The following is a 16,952-nucleotide window of genomic DNA, read 5'->3' on the forward strand; positions in this document are numbered from 1 at the left end:
CACGCCGGGATGGCGCTGTTCAAGGCCGTCATCGGCTGGATCGCGCGGCACGTCGTGCTGTGGATCCTGCTGATCGGCGCCATCCTCGTCTTCAATGCCTGGCGCACCGGAGCGGACCGGGACGCCCGCGCCGACCGGCTGGAACAGGTCCTGGCGCAAGTCGAGCAGGAACGCCGCGCCGGCGAGTCCGCGCTGCGCGAGGCGGAGGCCGACGCGCGGGGCCGCTCGGTCGAGGCGCTGCAGGCGATGCTGGCGCGCGCCGAGGCCGAGCGCGACCGGCTGGTCGCCCAGCGCCGGCCCGACATCCGCCGCAAGACCAGCATCGCGACGATGGACACTGAACTGGTGCTCGCCGACCAGGCGCTCGAACTGCGCATCGCGGTGGCGGAGCGCAAGGTGGCGGGGCTGGAGCGATCCATCGCGGCAACCCGCGCACAGCTCGACAGCGCGGCGATGATCGCCGCCTCGCAAAAGGCCTGGGTCGAAGCGGATCGCCGCTGGAAGGTCGCCCGTGCCGCCTGCAATGCCGCCGAACAGGCCGTCGACCGCTACGAGACGCGCGGCAGGATCGGGCGCTGGTTCGGCGACCTCACCGGCGAAGGCGACCGGCTGCGGCTGGACCGCGACCACAAGTGCCTTGTCGTCGACGACCTGGAAACGCGCGCCACGGCGATCAGGGACATCTGGGACCAGGCGCGACGCGGCGGCGCACAGGCGGCGCGGGCCGGTCAATGGCCGCGCGACAGGCTGGAGGCGGGCGATGCCATGATCCGCGAGGCGATCGCCGCCGACCGTGCCGGCGCGGCAAATTCGCCGCGGGGCTTCGTGCAGCGCAAGTGGCGCGAATGGAGCATGGCCGACATCCTGTGGCAGGCCTTTGTCGCGCTGCTGCTGATCGTCGCCATGCCCTACCTGTTGCGCCTGCTGTTCTGGTTCGTGCTCGCTCCCATCGCCGAACGGCGTCCCGCCATCCGCATCGCGGTGCCGGGCGGGGTCGCGGCGCCGATGCCGCCGGCCGAACGCTCGCGCACGTCGGTCAACGTCCGGCTAAACGCAGGCGAGGAACTGCTGGTGCGGCAGGATTACCTGCAAAGCACCATGGCTAGCGGCAGCAAGGACACGCGCTGGCTGCTCGATTTCGGACACCCGCTCTCCAGCCTTGCCAGCGGTCTCTATTTCCTCACCCGCGTGCGCGGTGCGGGGACCGACACGACCATCTCCGCCGTCGTCGATCCGTTTGCAGAGGTTACCGAGGTCACCCTGCCCCAGGGCGGTGCGGCGGTGCTGCATCCGCGCGCGCTTGCCGCCGTGGTCCAGCGCGAAGGCAACCCGCTGCGGATCACCAGCCACTGGCGGCTCGGCTCGCTCAACGCCTGGCTGACCCTGCAATTGCGCTATTTCGTCTTTCACGGCCCGTCCCGCCTCATCGTCAAGGGCGGGCGCGGCATCCGGGTCGAGCCGGCGGGGCCAGGCCGCGTCTTCGGGCAGGACCAGTTGGCAGGGTTCAGCGCCGACCTGGCCTATGCCGTCACCCGGACCGAGACGTTCTGGCCTTATTTCCTGGGCCGCGAATCGCTGCTCAAGGACCGCGTGCTGGGCGGCGAGGGGATGCTGCTGGTGGAAGAAGCGCCGATGGCCGGCCGGCGGGGCGGTGTTCGCCACGGTCTCGAGGGCGCGGCTGACGCGGTCCTGAAGGCGGTCGGGCTTTAAGCGCCTCTCCGCGCGGTTTCCGCAACGACCTAGCGCATTCGGCGAAACCATGAGGCCGTCCGGGCGTTGGTACGGGAAAGACAAGGAGATTTCCCGATGAGCCTCATCAAGATTGCCGCCCTTGGCGCGCTCGGTTACGCCGGGTATCGCTATTTCCAGAAGCAGGGCCACACCGCTCACGCCGCCTTTGCCGATGGCCAACCGGCACCCAGCCCCGCGATGTCCACCACCCCCGTCCGCGACGCCGGGGCGATGCGCGACAAGCCGAAGGCCTGGTCGAAGACCGACGAGGCGCTGGACGAAAGCTTCCCGGCCAGCGATCCGGCCACCAACTACTGATCCCAGTCGATCCCCAGCGAGAGGGGCGGGCATGTCCCGCCCCTTTTCCGTTGGGACGCACGACATTCTGGACCTGACATGACCTACAAGCGCTTCTTCGCGATGATCGCGGTTTCGACGTTCGTGATGTACGGCCTCATGTATCTCAACACCTACGAGGCTTCGCACGTCTGGTTCAGCCAGACACGGGCCTGGATGGCGCTGCTGATGGGCGCGGTCATGGCGATCATCATGCTGCTCTTCATGTGGACGATGTACGATCGCCCGCCGGTAAAATTCGCCATCGTCGGCGTCAGCGTCGCCGTTTTCGCGCTCTCGCTGTGGCTGGTGCGCAGCCAGGAGACGGTCGGCGACATCAGCTACATGAAGGCGATGATCCCGCACCACTCGATCGCGATCATGACCAGCCGCCGCGCGCACCTTTCCGATCCGCGAGTGCGCGATCTGGCCAACAACATCATCGATGCGCAAGTAAGGGAAATCGGCGAGATGGAAGCGCTCATCGCCGATATCGAGGCGAACGGCGACAAGGCCGGCCAACTCGCGCCGGTGCACTGATAGACGGTCGAACGTTCAGGGAAGGCGAGCGGTGACGAGCCAGACGCGGATCGCGCTGGCAAGGCCGGGCGGGGTCGGGCTGACGATCCGCTCGGCGTCGATCCTCGCGACCAGCGCGTTGACCGACAGGCCTTCTTCGGCGGCCACGTCCTTCAGCATGTCCCAGAAGACCGGCTCGAGACTGATCGAGGTCTTGTGCCCGGCGATATCGACCGAACGTTTCACCGGCGGGTGGTAGGGCGCGCTCACAGCACGATCCGCCACAGCGTCGATTGCGCGCAGGGGTGGTGAGCGTCGGCGTCGAACGGTCCGACGCGCTGGCCGCCGGCTTTCTCGATCGTGCGCACCGATGGCAGGTTGTCATCCTGCGCGGTCAGGTCGATGTGCGGCAGGCCCATGGCCCGCGCCTCCGCCGCGATGGCGCGCAAGGCCTGGGTCGCAAAGCCGCGTCCGCGATGGCGCGGATCCACGACATAGCCGACATGCCCGGGAACGCCCGGCGGCAGTTTCGCGGTGCCCGGTTGCCAGCGCAGGTTGATTGCGCCCGCAAAACCGTGGTCATGCCACATCCAGCGGGTGTAACCGGGCAATCGCGGCTGGATCGTGCCGTCGGGCCGGACGAAGGCCGGACCCTTCCCCTGCGGATCGTGCAATTCGTCCAGCAGCCCGGCAGGATCGTCGGCCAGCTTGGCCAGGTGGTCGCGGCGCGAACCTTCGGGATCGACGTTGCTGGGGGTAAAGCCCGCTTCGAGCGCGGCGCGATATTCGTCGAGCATGAACAGGGTCGGCCTGACGAGTTCCATGGGCGCGACCATGGCCCTGCGATGCGCTTCGGTAAAGCACTGATCGCGCGATCTATGTGTCGCGATCCTCCGCCGTGATCGCCCAGCGTTCGTGATCGCGCCACGCGCCGTCGATCATCAGGTAGCGCGGGCTGTAGCCCTCCCGCCGAAAGCCGGCCCTGCGAACCAGGGCAATCGAACGATCGTTGCCGGGCTGGATGTTCGCCTCCAGCCGATGAAGCCCGATCCCCTCGAACGCCTCTACCAGGAGGAGTTGCAGCGCATCGCCCATCAGCCCCCGGCCCGACGTGTCGGGATAGCCGTGATAGCCAAGGTACGCGCTGCAGAAATTGCCCATCACGATCTGCGTCAGGTTGAACACGCCGACCAGCGCCCGGCCGCGTACGGTTCGCGCCACGAACGATCGGTTGACCGGCTCGCTCGCCCGCGCCAGCCACGATGCGAAACCCTCCGGCTCGGTAAACAGTGCGACATAGGGCGCATGCCAGTCGCGCGATTCCAGGTTTGCTGCGACGAGTTCGTCGCAATCCGCCTCGCCGGCGAGATCGAGGCGGACGCGGGCGGACGGTGCGGCGCTGCCCATGTCAGGCCGCGCTCCAGTCGATCGGGCCGCGCCCGTGCGCGACGAGAAAGGCGTTGGCACGGCTGAAGGGGCGCGATCCGAAAAACCCGCGATAGGCCGAAAGCGGGCTCGGGTGCGGGCTGGCGATCAATCCGTGCCGTGTCCCGGGGCCAAGCCCTGCCACCCGCTGCACCTTGGCCTGCGCATGGCTGCCCCACAGGATGAAGACGCAAGGCTCCTCGCGCCCCGCGACCGCCGCGACACAGGCGTCGGTCAGCGCCTCCCACCCGCGGTTCTGGTGCGAGCCGGCGCGGCCCGCCTCCACCGTCAGGGCGTTGTTGAGCAGCAGGACGCCCTGCCGCGCCCAGCCAGAGAGATCGCCGGTCAGCGGCGGGGCGATGCCGCAATCCTCGGCCAGTTCCCTGTAGATGTTGCGCAGCGAGGGCGGCAACCTCTCTCCCATCGGCACCGAGAAGGCGAGCCCGTGCGCCTGGCCCGGCCCGTGATAGGGATCCTGCCCCAGGATCACGACCTTCACCGCGGCAAGCGGGGTCAGTTGGAGCGCGCGCAACCGCTCATGCGCTGGCGGATAGACCGTGCGCCCCGCCGCCTCTTCTCCCGCCAGCCAGCGGTCCAGCTCGCGCAGTTCCGCGCCGGACAGTGCGGGTTCGAGCGCGGCGGCCCAGTCGGCGGGGACGGTATCGGTCATGGCGGCGCTTCTTAATCGCGCAAACCGGCTCGTGCCAGCCGCCTCTTTTCCTTCGTGCCGGTTCCGCCTAAGGGCTGATCATGGCAGTCTACCTCCACGAAGAAGATCTCCCCGCAGACGTTCTCGCCCCCGGCCCGGTCGCGGTCGATACCGAGACGATGGGCCTCGTCACCCGGCGCGACCGGCTGTGCGTCGTCCAGATATCCGACGGCAGGGGAGACGAGCATCTCGTCCGCTTCGCCGCGGGCAGCGCCTACGACGCGCCGAACCTGAAGGCGGTGCTGGCCGATCCTGCGCGGGAGAAGTATTTCCACTACGCCCGGTTCGACCTTGCCGCGATCTGGCACTACCTCGGCGTCATGGCCGCGCCGGTGTTCTGCACCAAGATCGCGAGCAAGCTGACCCGCACCTATACCGACCGCCACGGGCTGAAGAACCTCGTCGTCGAACTCCTCGGCAAGGACATTTCGAAGCAGCAGCAGTCGAGCGACTGGGGCGCGCCCACCCTGATCGAGGCGCAGAAGGAATATGCGGCGAGCGACGTCCGCTTCCTGCACGACATGGTCGCGATCTTCCGCGAGCGCCTGGCTCGCGAAGGACGCACCGATATGGCGCAGGCCTGCTTCGATTTCCTTCCCACCCGCGCCCTGCTCGACCTGTCGGGCTGGGAAGATAAGGACATATTCAGCCACGAGGGCTGATCAGGGGCTGGCAACGCGCGCGCCCGCACCCGATATGGACCCGACATGACCGCACAGGCCGACATCATCCGCGACAAGCGCCGCCTGATCGCCCGGCCCGGCGGCGCGCACGACCGGCTGGTGCGGACCACCGTGATGATCCTGCCGGTGCTGATCGGTGCGCTTTTCGCGATGATGGTGCTCACCCCCCTGTCACCGCGCGGCGAGATCAGCTTCCTGCTCGACCGCGACAAGGTGCAGGTGACCCCCAACCGCCTGTCGGTGGACAAGGCGATGTACCGCGGCCTCGATTCCGGAGGGCGGCCCTTTGCGGTGATGGCCGGCAACGGGGTGCAGCAGACCCGCGACATCAAGCAGATCGCGATGAACGACGTGACCGCGCGCATCCTTCTCGACGACGGACCCGCCGAATTGCTCGCGCAGCGCGGCATCTACGATTTCGGCGCCGACATGGTGACCGTGCCCGGCGCGGTGAATTTCGTCGCCGCCGACGGCTATCGCATGATCGCGCGCAACGTCTCGCTCGACCTCAAGAACCGGCGGCTTGTCGGCGACGGTCGGGTGGAGGGGCGCATTCCCGCCGGAACCTTCAGCGCCAACCGGCTGGAGGCGGATTTGCAGGCTCGCACCATTTCCCTTATCGGCAATGCCCGGCTGCACATGCAGCCCGGATCGCTCAGGATGCCATGACCGTCATGACCTTCTCCCTTTCCCGTTCGCTTCGCCTCGGTCTCGCAGGCTTCGCCGTGACCGCCGCCGCGCTGATCGGGGCGCAGCAGTTGTCGGCCCAGTCGATCGCCGGGTTCAATTCGAACCAGCCGGTCGACTACGCGGCGGACCGCATCGAATTGCAGGACCGGGAAAATCGCGTCGTCCTGTCGGGCGCGGTCGACATCCGGCAGGGCGATCTCCGCCTCAACGCCGGGCGCACCATCGTCAACTATACCGATGCCGGATCGCTCAAGATCCAGCGCATCACCGCGACCGGCGGCGTGCGCGTCGCCCGAGGCAACGAGACGGCGAGCGGAAATGTCGGCGTCTACGATTTCAACCGGCGCATCATCACGCTCGTCGGCGACGTCAAGCTGCGCCGGGGCAGCGACACGCTGAACGGCGGGCGGCTGGTTATCGACCTGACCACGGGCGTTTCCAGCGTGGACGGGCGCGGTTCGGGCTCCTCCTCTGTCATCGGCGGGACCTCGACCGGTTCGGGCGGGCGGGTCAGCGGAAGCTTTTCCGTCCCCGGCAACTGAACGAGGGCGACGGCGTCAGGACTTGCGCCCGGCGGATCGCAAGACTTCGACCACGGCGCGGCGATAGGCTGCGAAGGTAAATTCGGCCGCGCGGGCGGGCGCCGCATCGCGCCAAGCCGCCATGCGCTGGCGGTCGTCGACAACCGCCATCATCGCGTCGCGGACCGCTTCGACCGTCAGTTCGGGCAGGAGCAGCCCCGTTTCGGGCGTGACGGCATGGCTTGCCCGCGGGGTCTGGATGATGCCCATACCGCTCGCCAGCGCTTCGTAGAGGACGATCCCGCCTCCTTCGAAAAAGCTCGGGAAGACCAGCACGTCGTGGGTAGCCATGATCGCCGGGACTTCGCTGCGGGGAACAGGCGGAACATGGACGACCCGATCGGCGAAGCGGCCCCATTGCCGGGCGGGAAGATCGAGCCGACCCACCAGCGTCAGGCTGGCACCCGATGCCGGGATATGGGCAAGGGCCTCGAGAATGAGATGCACGCCCTTGCGCGGGGTCACGCCGCCGACGAACAGGAAGCGGACCGGACCCTCACGCTCACCGGCATCCCGCGACGACGGCACCGCGAACAAGGTCTCGTCGTAACAGTACGGCACGACGCTGACGGGCGCGGTCAGGGGTGGCTCGCCCGGTGCCAGCAGCGATTCACGCGTGAACTCGCTGCCGGCGACGACATGACCGGCCAAGGCCAGTTCCTCGTCTTCGATCGCGATCCGCCTTGCCGAATGCCTCTCGCCCTTGCGAAGCAGCCATTCGGGAAACTGCTCCTCGATCTCGGCGAGAATGCGGTCGATCCGGCGCAACGACGGAGTCGTCCGGTCGAGGATGCGGACATGGTCGGCCGCTTCGGCAAAGGCGGTCAGCGAACTAGAATTGTAGCCCCAGAGAGCGGCTCCGGGCCTGTGCCGCGCCAGGTTCGCGACCTGCCGACCGAACGCGAGGTTGCCGGCAAGATCGATGCGATCCGCAAGCCGGTCTCGTCCTGACCGGCGGGCCATTCGCTCGATCCACTCGTGCCAACCGAAAGTGCGAACGAGCGCCGGATCGAGCGCGGGATGGCGATAGCGGGCGAATTCCCGCCGTATCGCCCGCCCCGGCAGACCGGGGATGAGGTTTTCGAGGCTGAACGGCAGCCGGTCGCGGCGATGGAAGATGGAGGTGGCGTAAGTATCGAGCAGGCGCTCCTGCTGGAACGCCAGCGCGGTCTGCCAGCTGTGCTGGGTGCCCGGATGGAAGACGATGGCCCGGCCGGATCTGTCGCTCGCAATGCTCACCGCGCAAGCCCTCGCGCATTCACGCGGACTTGTCCATCACGCCACCTGTGGCGCGATCAAGAAAACATTTTCCTACACGCCCGGATGTAGTTAACCGATTTGGTTCCTTCCTGCAATGGAGCGAACCATGCCTGATTCTCCGACCATCCAGATGCCGGCCGGTTACGCGCCGGCTTACGCCCTCGCGTTCCGCAACGCGGACGGCGGCCTTTCCGTGGTGGGGTCAGACACCCCCCTGCCGACGCAAGCGGCCGTCTCGCTCGCGCCCGCCCCGGAACCTGCCGTCCCCGCCGCACTGACCGGCCAAACCGCTGTCACCACGAGCGCGGGCCCCTTCGTTCCGCTGGCGGATCGTCCCGTCGTGATCACTCTTGCGGGCACATGGCAGGGAACCGTTCGCCTGCTGCGCTCGGTCGATGGCGGCACCACGCGCGTGCCGCTCACGGCCGGGGGTTTGCCGTGGGCAAGCTACACCGGGAACACCTGCGAAATCGCCTGGGTCGAGAACGAAAGCGGCGCATCGCTGTATCTCGACCTGTCGCCGACATCCGGTACCGTCAGCTACCGGGTGGCACAATGAGCGGGGTCGACATCGTCGCGCGCGGAATGGCCGTTGCCGCCGGCGCGTCGCAACCGGCGCTGTTCACGCAGTTCGCGGATCGCGCCTTGCCGGCCGGTCTCACCATCGTTCAGACCAGCGGCCACGCCACGGCAGGAATGGGCGCGGGTCGCTACTGCCACGACGCGCTGGCGACCGCGGCCCTTCTCGAAGCCCACCCCCGCTTCGCCTTCCGCGCACGCGACGGTCGCGTATTCCGCCTGCTTCCCGAAAATGGGGTCGTAACCGTGGAGCAGGGCGGCGCCGTCGGCGATGGCGCGGCCAACGATCAGCCCGCGATCCAGGCCACGATCGACTACGCGGCGGCCACGGGCATCGCCGAAGTCAAGTTCGAGGCGCGCCACTATGCGGTCTGGGCAATCCCGCGCAGCGCGCCGCGCATCGACAGTTCGACCGATGAAGGTCACCCGATCGTGATCCGCAGGACGGTTGCCCTGACCGGGCTTCCCGGTACCCGCACGGTTCTCGACTTTCGCGGTCTTGACGGGGCCGACCCGGAAACGAACTGGCAGGTCGTGCCGGAGAGCACCGGAGGAGCGCTGACCGCCTGGCGCGGCGGCGGCATCTTCGTCATGGGCGATCGCACGCTTCCGCCCGAAGGCGTTCCGCTGAAAGTCGAGGTGATCGAGTTGCACAATCTCGTGCTGCAGGGAAACCGCGTCCGGACCGGCAATTCGACGCCGGGCGCCGATCCCGACACCGGCGATGGCTGGGACATGTCGGACAAGGGCTTCAGCGTCCAGGATTGCCACGTCGGGGACGTCCGCGTGGTCGATTGCGAAATCCACGGCTTCAAGGGCGAACTGTTCTACGTCGGCGCGCTCAGCGGCGGGGATCTGGTCGCGCATCGCTGCCATTTCCACACGACCAACGCGAACGTGTGGAACCCCGGCACCAACATGAAACTCGATGCCATGCAGTGCGAGTTCGGCAACGGGCATATCGCGCACGAAGACACCGGGAAGCAGTTCGCACGCTATACCGCCTGCGTCTGGCGCGATGCTGCTTCGGCGAATTTCGGCGGCGGTCCCGCCAACGGCTTCGGCGCGAACTACCTCTTCCCGACTCGCAGCGACCAGAGCGAGCCGCCGCTGACACAGCTCGACGGCTGCGAATTCCGCAACATCGGCGACGTCTATGTCGGGTGCTGGGTTCGCGGCCGGCTTCGCACGGTGGATTCGCGCGTCCTGTTCTCGACGAACCTCTACAGCGAACTGCGCGATGTCGACATCGAGATCGAGGCGTGGATGGATCGACGCGGCAATTTCGCGCCGGTCGTCCTCGAAGGTCCCGACACGCTCACCGAGCAGATCCCCGGCGCGGCGGCGGGCACATACCGCAAGGCGCCGCGCAACATGCGCGTTCACGTGCGCGCGATGCGCACATCGCTGGCCATCGCCAACGGCATCGAATGGATCGCGCCGACCTGGTATGGCTATATCGAACCGAGCGTCCGGTTGATCGTCGAGGGGGAGGGAAACCTCACTCCCTACACCTGGTCGCCGACCTCGATGCCGAAGATCGACCTTCGCGACTACAATACCACGCACCCGGCACAATCGACGTTCGGCGGCGCCCAGTGGAGCGGCATCATCAATTCCTCGCGCAGCGTGACGCCCTCGGCGGTCCACATGGGCTTCGACCAGGAGGGAGCCGGACCGTTCGACATCACCTTGAACAGGTTCCCGAACGGCGGGGCCGGATTCGGCTATGCGAACGGCCAGAAACTGCGCATCTACCTCCAGTCGAACCAGGGCGCGCTGCGTTTCGTCAAGGACACGCCGGGCATGCGCCTTTCGCAAACCCGGACGCTAAAGGTGCGCAAGGACTTCATCGAGTTCACCTACAGCGCGTACGAGGGCGGTTACTGGGAGGAATCCGCCTTCTTCACCAGCGCCGATCCGGGGACCTGATCGTCGCCGTCAGGAATCGGCGAGAAGCGATCGCATCCCGTTGACGAAGTGGCACACGTCGCCGCGCATGGCGGAATCATGCGCGGCGGCGGCCATGGCGGCATGACGGTCTTCGTCGCTCGCCACGTATTCCATGGCCGCCACCAGCTGTTCGACCGATCGGGGCGCGATCACCACGCCATTGATCAGGTTGTCGATCACTTCGTCGACCGCACCGCAATTGCTCGATGCAATCACCGGCAGTCCGCACGCCAGCGCCTCGATCGCGACAAGCCCGAATTGTTCTTCGGTGCTGGGCATCAGCAGCGCGAGACCGCCGTGCATGAGATCGGTGACCGCCGCGGTTTCGAGCAGACCGCGAAATTCGACCTGTTCCGCAAGGCCTAGGGCGCGGGCCTGCTCCTCCAGCGAAGCGCGGAGGGGGCCATCCCCCGCGATGAGCAGCCGTCGCCCCGGTCCGTGCCGGGCGACGAAAACGGCCATGGCGTCGAGAGCCAGCGCGATGTCCTTCTTGGGCACCAGCCGCGCGACGACCACGAACGGCCGATCCGCGAAGGCCACGGACGATGCCGGAGATCCCTGCCTGCGCAACCGCGCAATCGACAACGTGTCGTATCCGGCCGCGATCTTCCGGACGCCGAGGAAACGCAGATACTCGCCGGTTCGCCGGCTTCCCGCGAGCGCGCCGCGGTAGGGACGCAGCATTTGCGCCTTGGCCGACTCCCGCTTCCAGTTACGGTCGTAGTCGTCGAATTTGGAATCGATCATCGTGAAGACCGGCATGCCCCGCATGGAAAGCATCGTCGCGGCCAGAAAGACGCCGGGCATCTCGTAGTGGCAGAAAAAAGCCGCCTGCGCGCCGCTGCGGCGCACTGCGCGCACGATGGCCCGAGCCATGGCCACCGGGCCCAGATCGCCCATGCCGGAGGCAAGGCTGACGACTTCGACGCCTTCGGGCGCGCCGGGTTCCCAATCGTAGGTGCCGGAGCGCTCGGCCAACTGGATCGCCGTTACCGAAAAACCGGCACGCGCCGCCGCCTCCAGCCTGTCCCAGTGACTGGGTCCGAAGTTTTCCCAAAGGATGGCCACGCGGCCGGGCGTCTGCATTGGCGTCTCGTTCCGCTTGTCACGATCGTGCCCGAACCGGCGGCGCAGCGGCGATTTGATCGCTCCGCTGCCGACATGACCTTGTCCGAAAAGGGTAAACCGGGGTAAAGCCCGACGCGCAAGGGCCAATGAGGAGTGATCCCCCGGTCGCCCGGCCAGTCGGTGCCCCGCTCCTCAAGGAAGCCACATGTACGATTTCGTCCTGCTTGCCTCCCTGCTGGTCTTCGTGGGCACCACACTGGTCTACGTGCGGCAGCCGGCAGCCTGCCTGATGCACCCCGCGACGATCTATTCCCTGTTCCACGGCTTCATCTTCGTGCTGCGGCCGATCGTGGCACGGATCAGCGATTTCACCTTCGTGTACACGACCTTCGGTTTCTATCCGTCGCTCAGCGACAAGATCACCGTCATCCTCGCCGCCAACCTGGGATACCTGACCTTCATGGCGGTCAGCCTTGCCGTGGCGCGCGATCCCGTCGTCTTCCGGCACGACCCGGAAATCGTCGCGCAGCGCAGGACGTTGCGCCGGCCTTTCGTCATCGCGGCCCTGCTGCTCGCGCCGGTGAGCATCGCGGCCATCCTCTACCAGTGGAATACGTCGAGCAACCTGACCTCGACGATGATCTATGACGAGACGACCCGCACCTCCATTAACACGACCGGCAGCGGCTATTTCTACGAATTCCAGCTTGTCGGCGCGACCCTTGCGGTGCTGTTCGCATGGCTTTTCCGGTTTCGCCTCTGGTCACTTCTGCCGTTCGGCTTGTTCGTCCTGCTGAAGGCCGGTTCGGGCGGACGCGGCGCGTTCATCTACGCCGCGGCCATGATGATCATCTTCTACCTCTACGATCAGCGCCGGCGCTGGCCTGAACTGAAGGCGTCGCTGCTGGGCATCATCGCGCTCACGCTGTTCAATCTGGTCGTCGTCGATCGCGGACGAAGCATTCGCGCCCTTTTTGTCGCGCAGCAGGGGGATGTCTATCGGCTCGACAACCTCAAGCCGCTGGAGCACATGGACTTCGCCAATCTCGAGTATTTCGAATACATCGTCTATATCGTGCCGCAGCGGACCGGGACGTACGACTACTTCCTGTCCAATCTCCAGATCTTCACCGAATGGGTCCCGCGCACGTTATGGCCGGGCAAGCCCGCGGGTCCGCCGGTGCAGCTCTTCAACATCTATGACTATGGTTCGCCCTTCGGCATGACGCTGTCGCTCCCGGGTTTTGGCTGGTTCGAACTCGGCTACCTGGGTGTCGTGATCCAGTGCGCGGCGTTCGCGGCGCTGTTTTCGCTCATCTATCGCCGCTGCATGCGCCCCGATGCCAATATCATGACGATCGTGACCAGCCTCCTGTTCACCGCGATCGGCATCGTCGGATTTCGCGACGGATCGCTGCTGTCGCTGATGAAGATGACGTTGTTCTACTTGGCGATTCCCCTGGGTCTCACCTGGGCGATCGGACGCATCATGGGGATCCGCACTCCGGGCGGTGTCGGTTCGAAGCGAGGGACGCGCCCGGTTGGTGCCGCGTCTCTTGAAGCCGAGACCGATGGAGTGAAGGCCGAGGCGATCCCGGCTACGCCGGCGGAACGGCGGCGGCGGCTCGCCGCGCTGGTGCCGGCACCCCGGTTCTAGCGGCCGCTCCGCAAGACCCGTTCCCGCAGCGCGCGTCGCACCGCGGGGGTGCGCACCTCGATCAGCGCTGCAAAAGCCAGTCCGGCACAGAAGACGACGAGGACAAGCACCAGGAGCACCGCGAGCGCGAGCGGGCCGGGTGACATCCGCGCGCCAGCAGTCAGGGTGTTGAGCGTCATCGCCGCCAGCAGCAAGGCCAGCGGGTAATGCAGGGCGTAGAGCGAATAGCTCCCCGTCTGGCCCCAGCGCTGCAGGAAGAGCGGCGCGCTTGGCAGGCGTGCCGACGAGCGGAACAGCGCCAAGAGCAGGAGCGCGAACATGCCCGCCAGGACAAGGTCGCTCGCCGCGCCCCCCCATTGTGAGGCGAGGACCGCCGTAACCAGGAAAGCCCCCGACGCGCCAATGCTTTCCAGAAGGGGCCAGCGCGCCCGTCCGGCACGGCCGCTATCGACCACCCACCAGACCGCGGCGCCCGCAAGCCAGCATGCAAAGCCGAAAGCGACCTCGGGCCACAGCGCCATCACCACGACTGACGCCAATGCCCATGTGACCCGTCGCCTTGCGAACAGGAGGAAGAGCGCCGGGAAGCAGACATAGAACCAGAACTCGTAGGCGAGCGACCAGAGCGGAGCGTTCGATCCGAAGGTCGGCGCGAACAGGCCTTGCCCGAAGGCAAGGTTGCCTACCAGCGACGATAGTCCCAAGTCCTGCGCGATGCCGTCCTTGACGCTATGAGCGCCGGACGTCCCTTCATAAAGCGGCCCGCCCACCCATGTCAGGCCCGCCTTGTCGACAACGAAGGTGAGCGCGAGCGCGGCGACCAGCACGACTTGCAGGCGGGTTACCCTATCGATCATGTAGAGCGGCCAGAACGAGGGCGCGTCGATGCGGCGCATGACGCTCGCGGTGATCCAGTATCCGCTGATCACGAAAAAGACGATGACCGCCTGATGGCCGAGCCCTGTCCCGGCGTAGGCGACCGCCCACCGCCAATCGCCGGCGTAATCCTGCCAGAGCATGTCGCGCAGGTGTCCGACCATGACCGCGAAGGCGGCGACGATCCGCATGGCGTCGATCCACCCGTGGACCACGACCTGCCGATCACTGGCGAGACTTTCGTCCATGACCTTGGTCGGCGCGGTCGCCATCAGGCGCCATCCCTGTGCAGGCGCCGCCCCATCGCCAGCACCCGCGCGGGCGCGGCGCGCAGCGCGGCCAGGTGGACCATGCCGATCGAGCGGGCCTGGTATGCGATCCACGCCAGCATGACGGCGTCGAACGCCGCGACGGCCGCCGCCGCGCCGACGACGCCGAACTGCCGCGCCAGGAACCACGCCGCGAGCACCTCGCAAAGCGCGAGGGCGGCGAAGAAGTAGCTGAACCGTCCCGGCTGGTTGATGGCCATGATCAGGTTGCTGAGCGGCACCCAAAGTCCGTTCAGCACCATGGCCGCCGTCAGGAAGAGGACTACGCCGATCGAGGGATGGATCGTCCCGCCCGTCCAGACCGTCACGAACCATTGGCCCAGAAAGGCGAGGCCGATCGCCGCCGGGACAAGCACGACAAGCCCGAACACGATCGACAGGGCGACGATGTCCTCGCTCTTGGCGCGATCTCCGCGAGCGTGGGACACGGTGTATTCCGGCATCGAGGCGACATTGACCACGCTTGTCACCTGGACGGCCGCTCGTGTCAGGGTGCGCACGCTGGTGAACAACGGCACCGCCGCCGCGCCAAGAGCGGCGCCGACGGCGATCACGATCCCCTGCATCGACAACGCGTAGCATAGCGGCACGAGGATCATGCCGAGCGCCGGCCGCAACAGGCCCTTGAGAGCGCCGTAGCGCGGACGCCAGTGCCATTGCGCAAGCCAGGGCACGCGCCGCGCGAGCGTAACGCGCATCAGGACGAGGAAGACGACGTGGCCGATCAGGTAGCACAGCGCCGCGCCGAGCAGGCCGCCCCCGGCCATCACCCAGATCCACAGCGCCACCGTTTCGCACAGGGTTGCCGCCGTCATCAGGTTGACCGCGGCGGGATAGTGGCCGCCGGCCCGCAAGCCGCCCAGCGCGACCGCGAGATGCTGCCCCAGCACGCACCACCCGACGATCGCCGCCATGACCCACAAGGCCTGCCCTCCGGTCGCCGCCTGCGCGAAATCGAGCCAGTGGGCGCCGGGCCCAGCCAGCACCAGCATGACAAGGACGGTGATGGTCAGCCCGATCCAGGTCATGAGCGTCTGCAAGGCCTGCATCAGGTCGAGCGCCGCGTCGTCGCGCCCCTGCGCCGCCGCCATCGACACCTCGTTCGTCGCTGCGCCGATCAGGCCCAGGTCGCTCATCGCGAGGTATTGCGGGAAGGCGAAGAGGATCAGCCAGATGCCATAGACCTCCAGCCCCCAGTTCGAGGCGAGGATCGGCACCGAGACGAGCTGCATCAGCATGTTCACCGCCTGGCTGGTGCCCTGCGCCCCGATGTTGCCGGCAAGCCCCGGACCGCGCATCCGGCGGAACACGTGCCCGATCATGCTGCGCGTATCCCGGCCCTGCGCCGCACTTCGCCTTCGGCCGTCGCGATGATGGCATCCTGCGACCAGCGTTCCCGGGCGCGCCGCCGCCCTGCATCGCCGAGCCGATCGGCAAGCGGCGCATCGTCGGCCAGCGTGGCGATGGCCGACGCCAACGCCGCCGCGTCCCCGGGCGGCGTGACCAGTCCGCACCCCTCGACTTCGTCGGCCAGTCCCGTCCCCGCCGCCGCCGTCGCCACGACCGGCCGCCCGGACCGGAGCATGTTGGTCAGCTTGGAGGGCAACACCAGGTCGGCCGCGCCCGCCAGCTGCGGCAGCAGATGACAGTGCGCCAGCGCAAGCAGTTCCCCCACTCGTTCCGCCGGCTGAAGATCGTGGAACTGCACATTCGCGAGCCTGGCGGCCTGTTGTTCGAGAAGGCGGCGGTTCGGCCCTTCGCCGCAGATGACGAAGACGATGTCGCGACGATCCGCCAACTGGCGCGCCGCCTCGATCACGATGTCCAGGCCCTGCTTGTTGGCGATGTTGCCGGAATAGAGCGCGACCTTCGCCTCGCCGAGCTGCCAGCGCGCCCGATAGCCGCCGTCGGGCGGAGAAGTCCCGCTATCCGGTGCATGGTTCGACCAGTTGCGCATCTCGAATATACGGTCGGGCGAAACGCCCTTGGCTGCAAGGCGCGCGCGCATGGCCGGGCTGATGGTGGAAACACAATCGCCAGAGCGAAGCAAGGCACGCTCGACCCACCGGCCGATGCGCGCCAGCAGTCCGTCGCCTGCCAGCAGGCCGGTAGCCTGCGCCGCCTCCAGCTCGAAATCCTGCACGTGGATCCACAGCATCGCCCCGCTCAGCCGCGCCGACAGCCATGCCACGGGCACCGCCAGCAGGGACGGCGCGACGACGAGGACCGCGTCGGGTCGCAAGGCGCGGGCCCGGCGAATCGCGGGGAACAGCGCCGCCAGCGAAAAGGAGCTCAGATGCACCAGTCGCTTCATCCCGCTCGGCATCGCGGGAATGTAATGCGGGCAGCGCGTAACGCCGACACCGCGCTCGACCCGGCGATGCCAGCGGGCCGGAAACCCGTCCGCCGCCTGCCACTGCGGATAATACGGCCGCCCGGCGACGACCTCGACCACGTGCCCGAGCGACGCGAGCCCTTCCGCAAGACCCGCGGTGTAGGGACCGATGCCGACCGGCTCCGGCGCGTAATTGAGACCGACGATCAGGATCCGCACGG

Annotated in this window: 18 protein-coding genes; 9 read left to right on the top strand and 9 right to left on the bottom strand. The window is 67.3% G+C overall.

Features of this window, described 5'->3' with window-relative positions; genetic code table 11:
• Window positions 1–9: 9 nt before the first annotated feature.
• From J2X37_RS05965 to J2X37_RS05975, 3 genes are all read left to right on the top strand, one after another.
• A complete protein-coding gene (locus J2X37_RS05965) occupies window positions 10–1,710 on the top strand; it encodes a hypothetical protein (RefSeq protein WP_310018870.1) in 1,701 nt (566 codons plus the stop codon).
• A gap of 96 nt (window positions 1,711–1,806) precedes the next feature.
• Window positions 1,807–2,049, top strand: a complete 243-nt coding sequence (locus tag J2X37_RS05970; RefSeq protein WP_310018872.1) for a hypothetical protein — start codon at window positions 1,807–1,809, stop codon at window positions 2,047–2,049.
• A 78-nt stretch (window positions 2,050–2,127) separates the two neighbouring features.
• Window positions 2,128–2,607, top strand: a complete 480-nt coding sequence (locus J2X37_RS05975) for a DUF305 domain-containing protein (protein WP_310018875.1) — start codon at window positions 2,128–2,130, stop codon at window positions 2,605–2,607.
• Between the two features lie 15 nt (window positions 2,608–2,622).
• On the opposite strand, the gene J2X37_RS05980 is transcribed toward J2X37_RS05975, so the two are convergent.
• The 4 genes from J2X37_RS05980 to J2X37_RS05995 are packed head-to-tail and all read right to left on the bottom strand — an operon-like array spanning window position 2,623 to window position 4,681.
• Entirely contained in the window at window positions 2,623–2,856 is a 234-nt protein-coding gene (locus tag J2X37_RS05980) for a ribbon-helix-helix domain-containing protein (RefSeq protein ID WP_310018877.1), read from the bottom strand.
• Window positions 2,853–3,410, bottom strand: coding sequence for a GNAT family N-acetyltransferase (locus tag J2X37_RS05985; RefSeq protein WP_310018880.1), 558 nt, complete (start codon window positions 3,408–3,410; stop codon window positions 2,853–2,855). Before J2X37_RS05985 ends, J2X37_RS05980 begins: the two co-directional genes overlap by 4 nt.
• A gap of 52 nt (window positions 3,411–3,462) precedes the next feature.
• Window positions 3,463–3,993 (bottom strand): GNAT family N-acetyltransferase, encoded by a 531-nt coding sequence (locus J2X37_RS05990; RefSeq protein ID WP_310018882.1) that lies wholly within the window; start codon window positions 3,991–3,993, stop codon window positions 3,463–3,465.
• Between the two features lies 1 nt (window position 3,994).
• Window positions 3,995–4,681, bottom strand: coding sequence for a uracil-DNA glycosylase (locus tag J2X37_RS05995; RefSeq protein ID WP_310018884.1), 687 nt, complete (start codon window positions 4,679–4,681; stop codon window positions 3,995–3,997).
• An 80-nt stretch (window positions 4,682–4,761) separates the two neighbouring features.
• Between J2X37_RS05995 and J2X37_RS06000 the strand changes: the two genes are divergently transcribed.
• The 3 genes from J2X37_RS06000 to J2X37_RS06010 are packed head-to-tail and all read left to right on the top strand — an operon-like array spanning window position 4,762 to window position 6,635.
• The gene (locus J2X37_RS06000; protein WP_310018886.1) at window positions 4,762–5,382 is read left to right on the top strand and encodes a ribonuclease D; all 621 of its coding nucleotides are present in this window, start codon (window positions 4,762–4,764) and stop codon (window positions 5,380–5,382) included.
• Window positions 5,383–5,427: 45 nt separating this feature from the next.
• Window positions 5,428–6,072 carry an LPS export ABC transporter periplasmic protein LptC gene (lptC, locus tag J2X37_RS06005; protein ID WP_310018888.1) on the top strand — a complete coding sequence of 215 codons (645 nt, stop codon included), beginning with the start codon at window positions 5,428–5,430 and terminating at the stop codon, window positions 6,070–6,072.
• Between the two features lie 5 nt (window positions 6,073–6,077).
• Complete coding sequence (locus J2X37_RS06010; protein WP_310019533.1) at window positions 6,078–6,635, top strand: LptA/OstA family protein; 558 nt, start codon at window positions 6,078–6,080, stop codon at window positions 6,633–6,635.
• A 15-nt stretch (window positions 6,636–6,650) separates the two neighbouring features.
• Here the strand turns inward: J2X37_RS06010 and J2X37_RS06015 are convergent, their stop codons facing one another.
• Entirely contained in the window at window positions 6,651–7,913 is a 1,263-nt protein-coding gene (locus tag J2X37_RS06015; protein WP_310018890.1) for a glycosyltransferase family 4 protein, read from the bottom strand.
• A gap of 127 nt (window positions 7,914–8,040) precedes the next feature.
• Here J2X37_RS06015 and J2X37_RS06020 point away from each other — a divergent pair, with 127 nt between their 5' ends.
• Together J2X37_RS06020 and J2X37_RS06025 are read left to right on the top strand one after the other, a co-directional pair.
• Window positions 8,041–8,493 carry a hypothetical protein gene (locus tag J2X37_RS06020; RefSeq protein WP_310018892.1) on the top strand — a complete coding sequence of 151 codons (453 nt, stop codon included), beginning with the start codon at window positions 8,041–8,043 and terminating at the stop codon, window positions 8,491–8,493.
• Window positions 8,490–10,445, top strand: coding sequence for a hypothetical protein (locus J2X37_RS06025; protein WP_310018894.1), 1,956 nt, complete (start codon window positions 8,490–8,492; stop codon window positions 10,443–10,445). The genes J2X37_RS06020 and J2X37_RS06025 overlap by 4 nt, the downstream gene beginning before the upstream one ends.
• A gap of 9 nt (window positions 10,446–10,454) precedes the next feature.
• On the opposite strand, the gene J2X37_RS06030 is transcribed toward J2X37_RS06025, so the two are convergent.
• Complete coding sequence (locus J2X37_RS06030; protein WP_310018896.1) at window positions 10,455–11,552, bottom strand: glycosyltransferase; 1,098 nt, start codon at window positions 11,550–11,552, stop codon at window positions 10,455–10,457.
• Between the two features lie 187 nt (window positions 11,553–11,739).
• On the opposite strand from J2X37_RS06030, the gene J2X37_RS06035 reads away from it, so the two are divergent.
• Window positions 11,740–13,191: an O-antigen polymerase gene (locus J2X37_RS06035; protein WP_310018898.1), complete on the top strand. Its 1,452-nt coding sequence runs from the start codon at window positions 11,740–11,742 to the stop codon at window positions 13,189–13,191.
• Here the strand turns inward: J2X37_RS06035 and J2X37_RS06040 are convergent.
• The 3 genes from J2X37_RS06040 to J2X37_RS06050 are packed head-to-tail and all read right to left on the bottom strand — an operon-like array spanning window position 13,188 to window position 16,950.
• Complete coding sequence (locus tag J2X37_RS06040; RefSeq protein ID WP_310018900.1) at window positions 13,188–14,339, bottom strand: acyltransferase; 1,152 nt, start codon at window positions 14,337–14,339, stop codon at window positions 13,188–13,190. The genes J2X37_RS06035 and J2X37_RS06040 overlap by 4 nt on opposite strands.
• Window positions 14,339–15,718 (bottom strand): hypothetical protein, encoded by a 1,380-nt coding sequence (locus tag J2X37_RS06045; protein ID WP_310018904.1) that lies wholly within the window; start codon window positions 15,716–15,718, stop codon window positions 14,339–14,341. The genes J2X37_RS06040 and J2X37_RS06045 overlap by 1 nt, the downstream gene beginning before the upstream one ends.
• Window positions 15,715–16,950 carry a WcaI family glycosyltransferase gene (locus J2X37_RS06050; protein ID WP_310018906.1) on the bottom strand — a complete coding sequence of 412 codons (1,236 nt, stop codon included), beginning with the start codon at window positions 16,948–16,950 and terminating at the stop codon, window positions 15,715–15,717. Before J2X37_RS06050 ends, J2X37_RS06045 begins: the two co-directional genes overlap by 4 nt.
• Window positions 16,951–16,952 lie beyond the last annotated feature (2 nt).

Origin of the sequence: Croceicoccus sp. BE223, assembly GCF_031457155.1 — a bacterium.
Taxonomy (GTDB): domain Bacteria; phylum Pseudomonadota; class Alphaproteobacteria; order Sphingomonadales; family Sphingomonadaceae; genus Croceicoccus.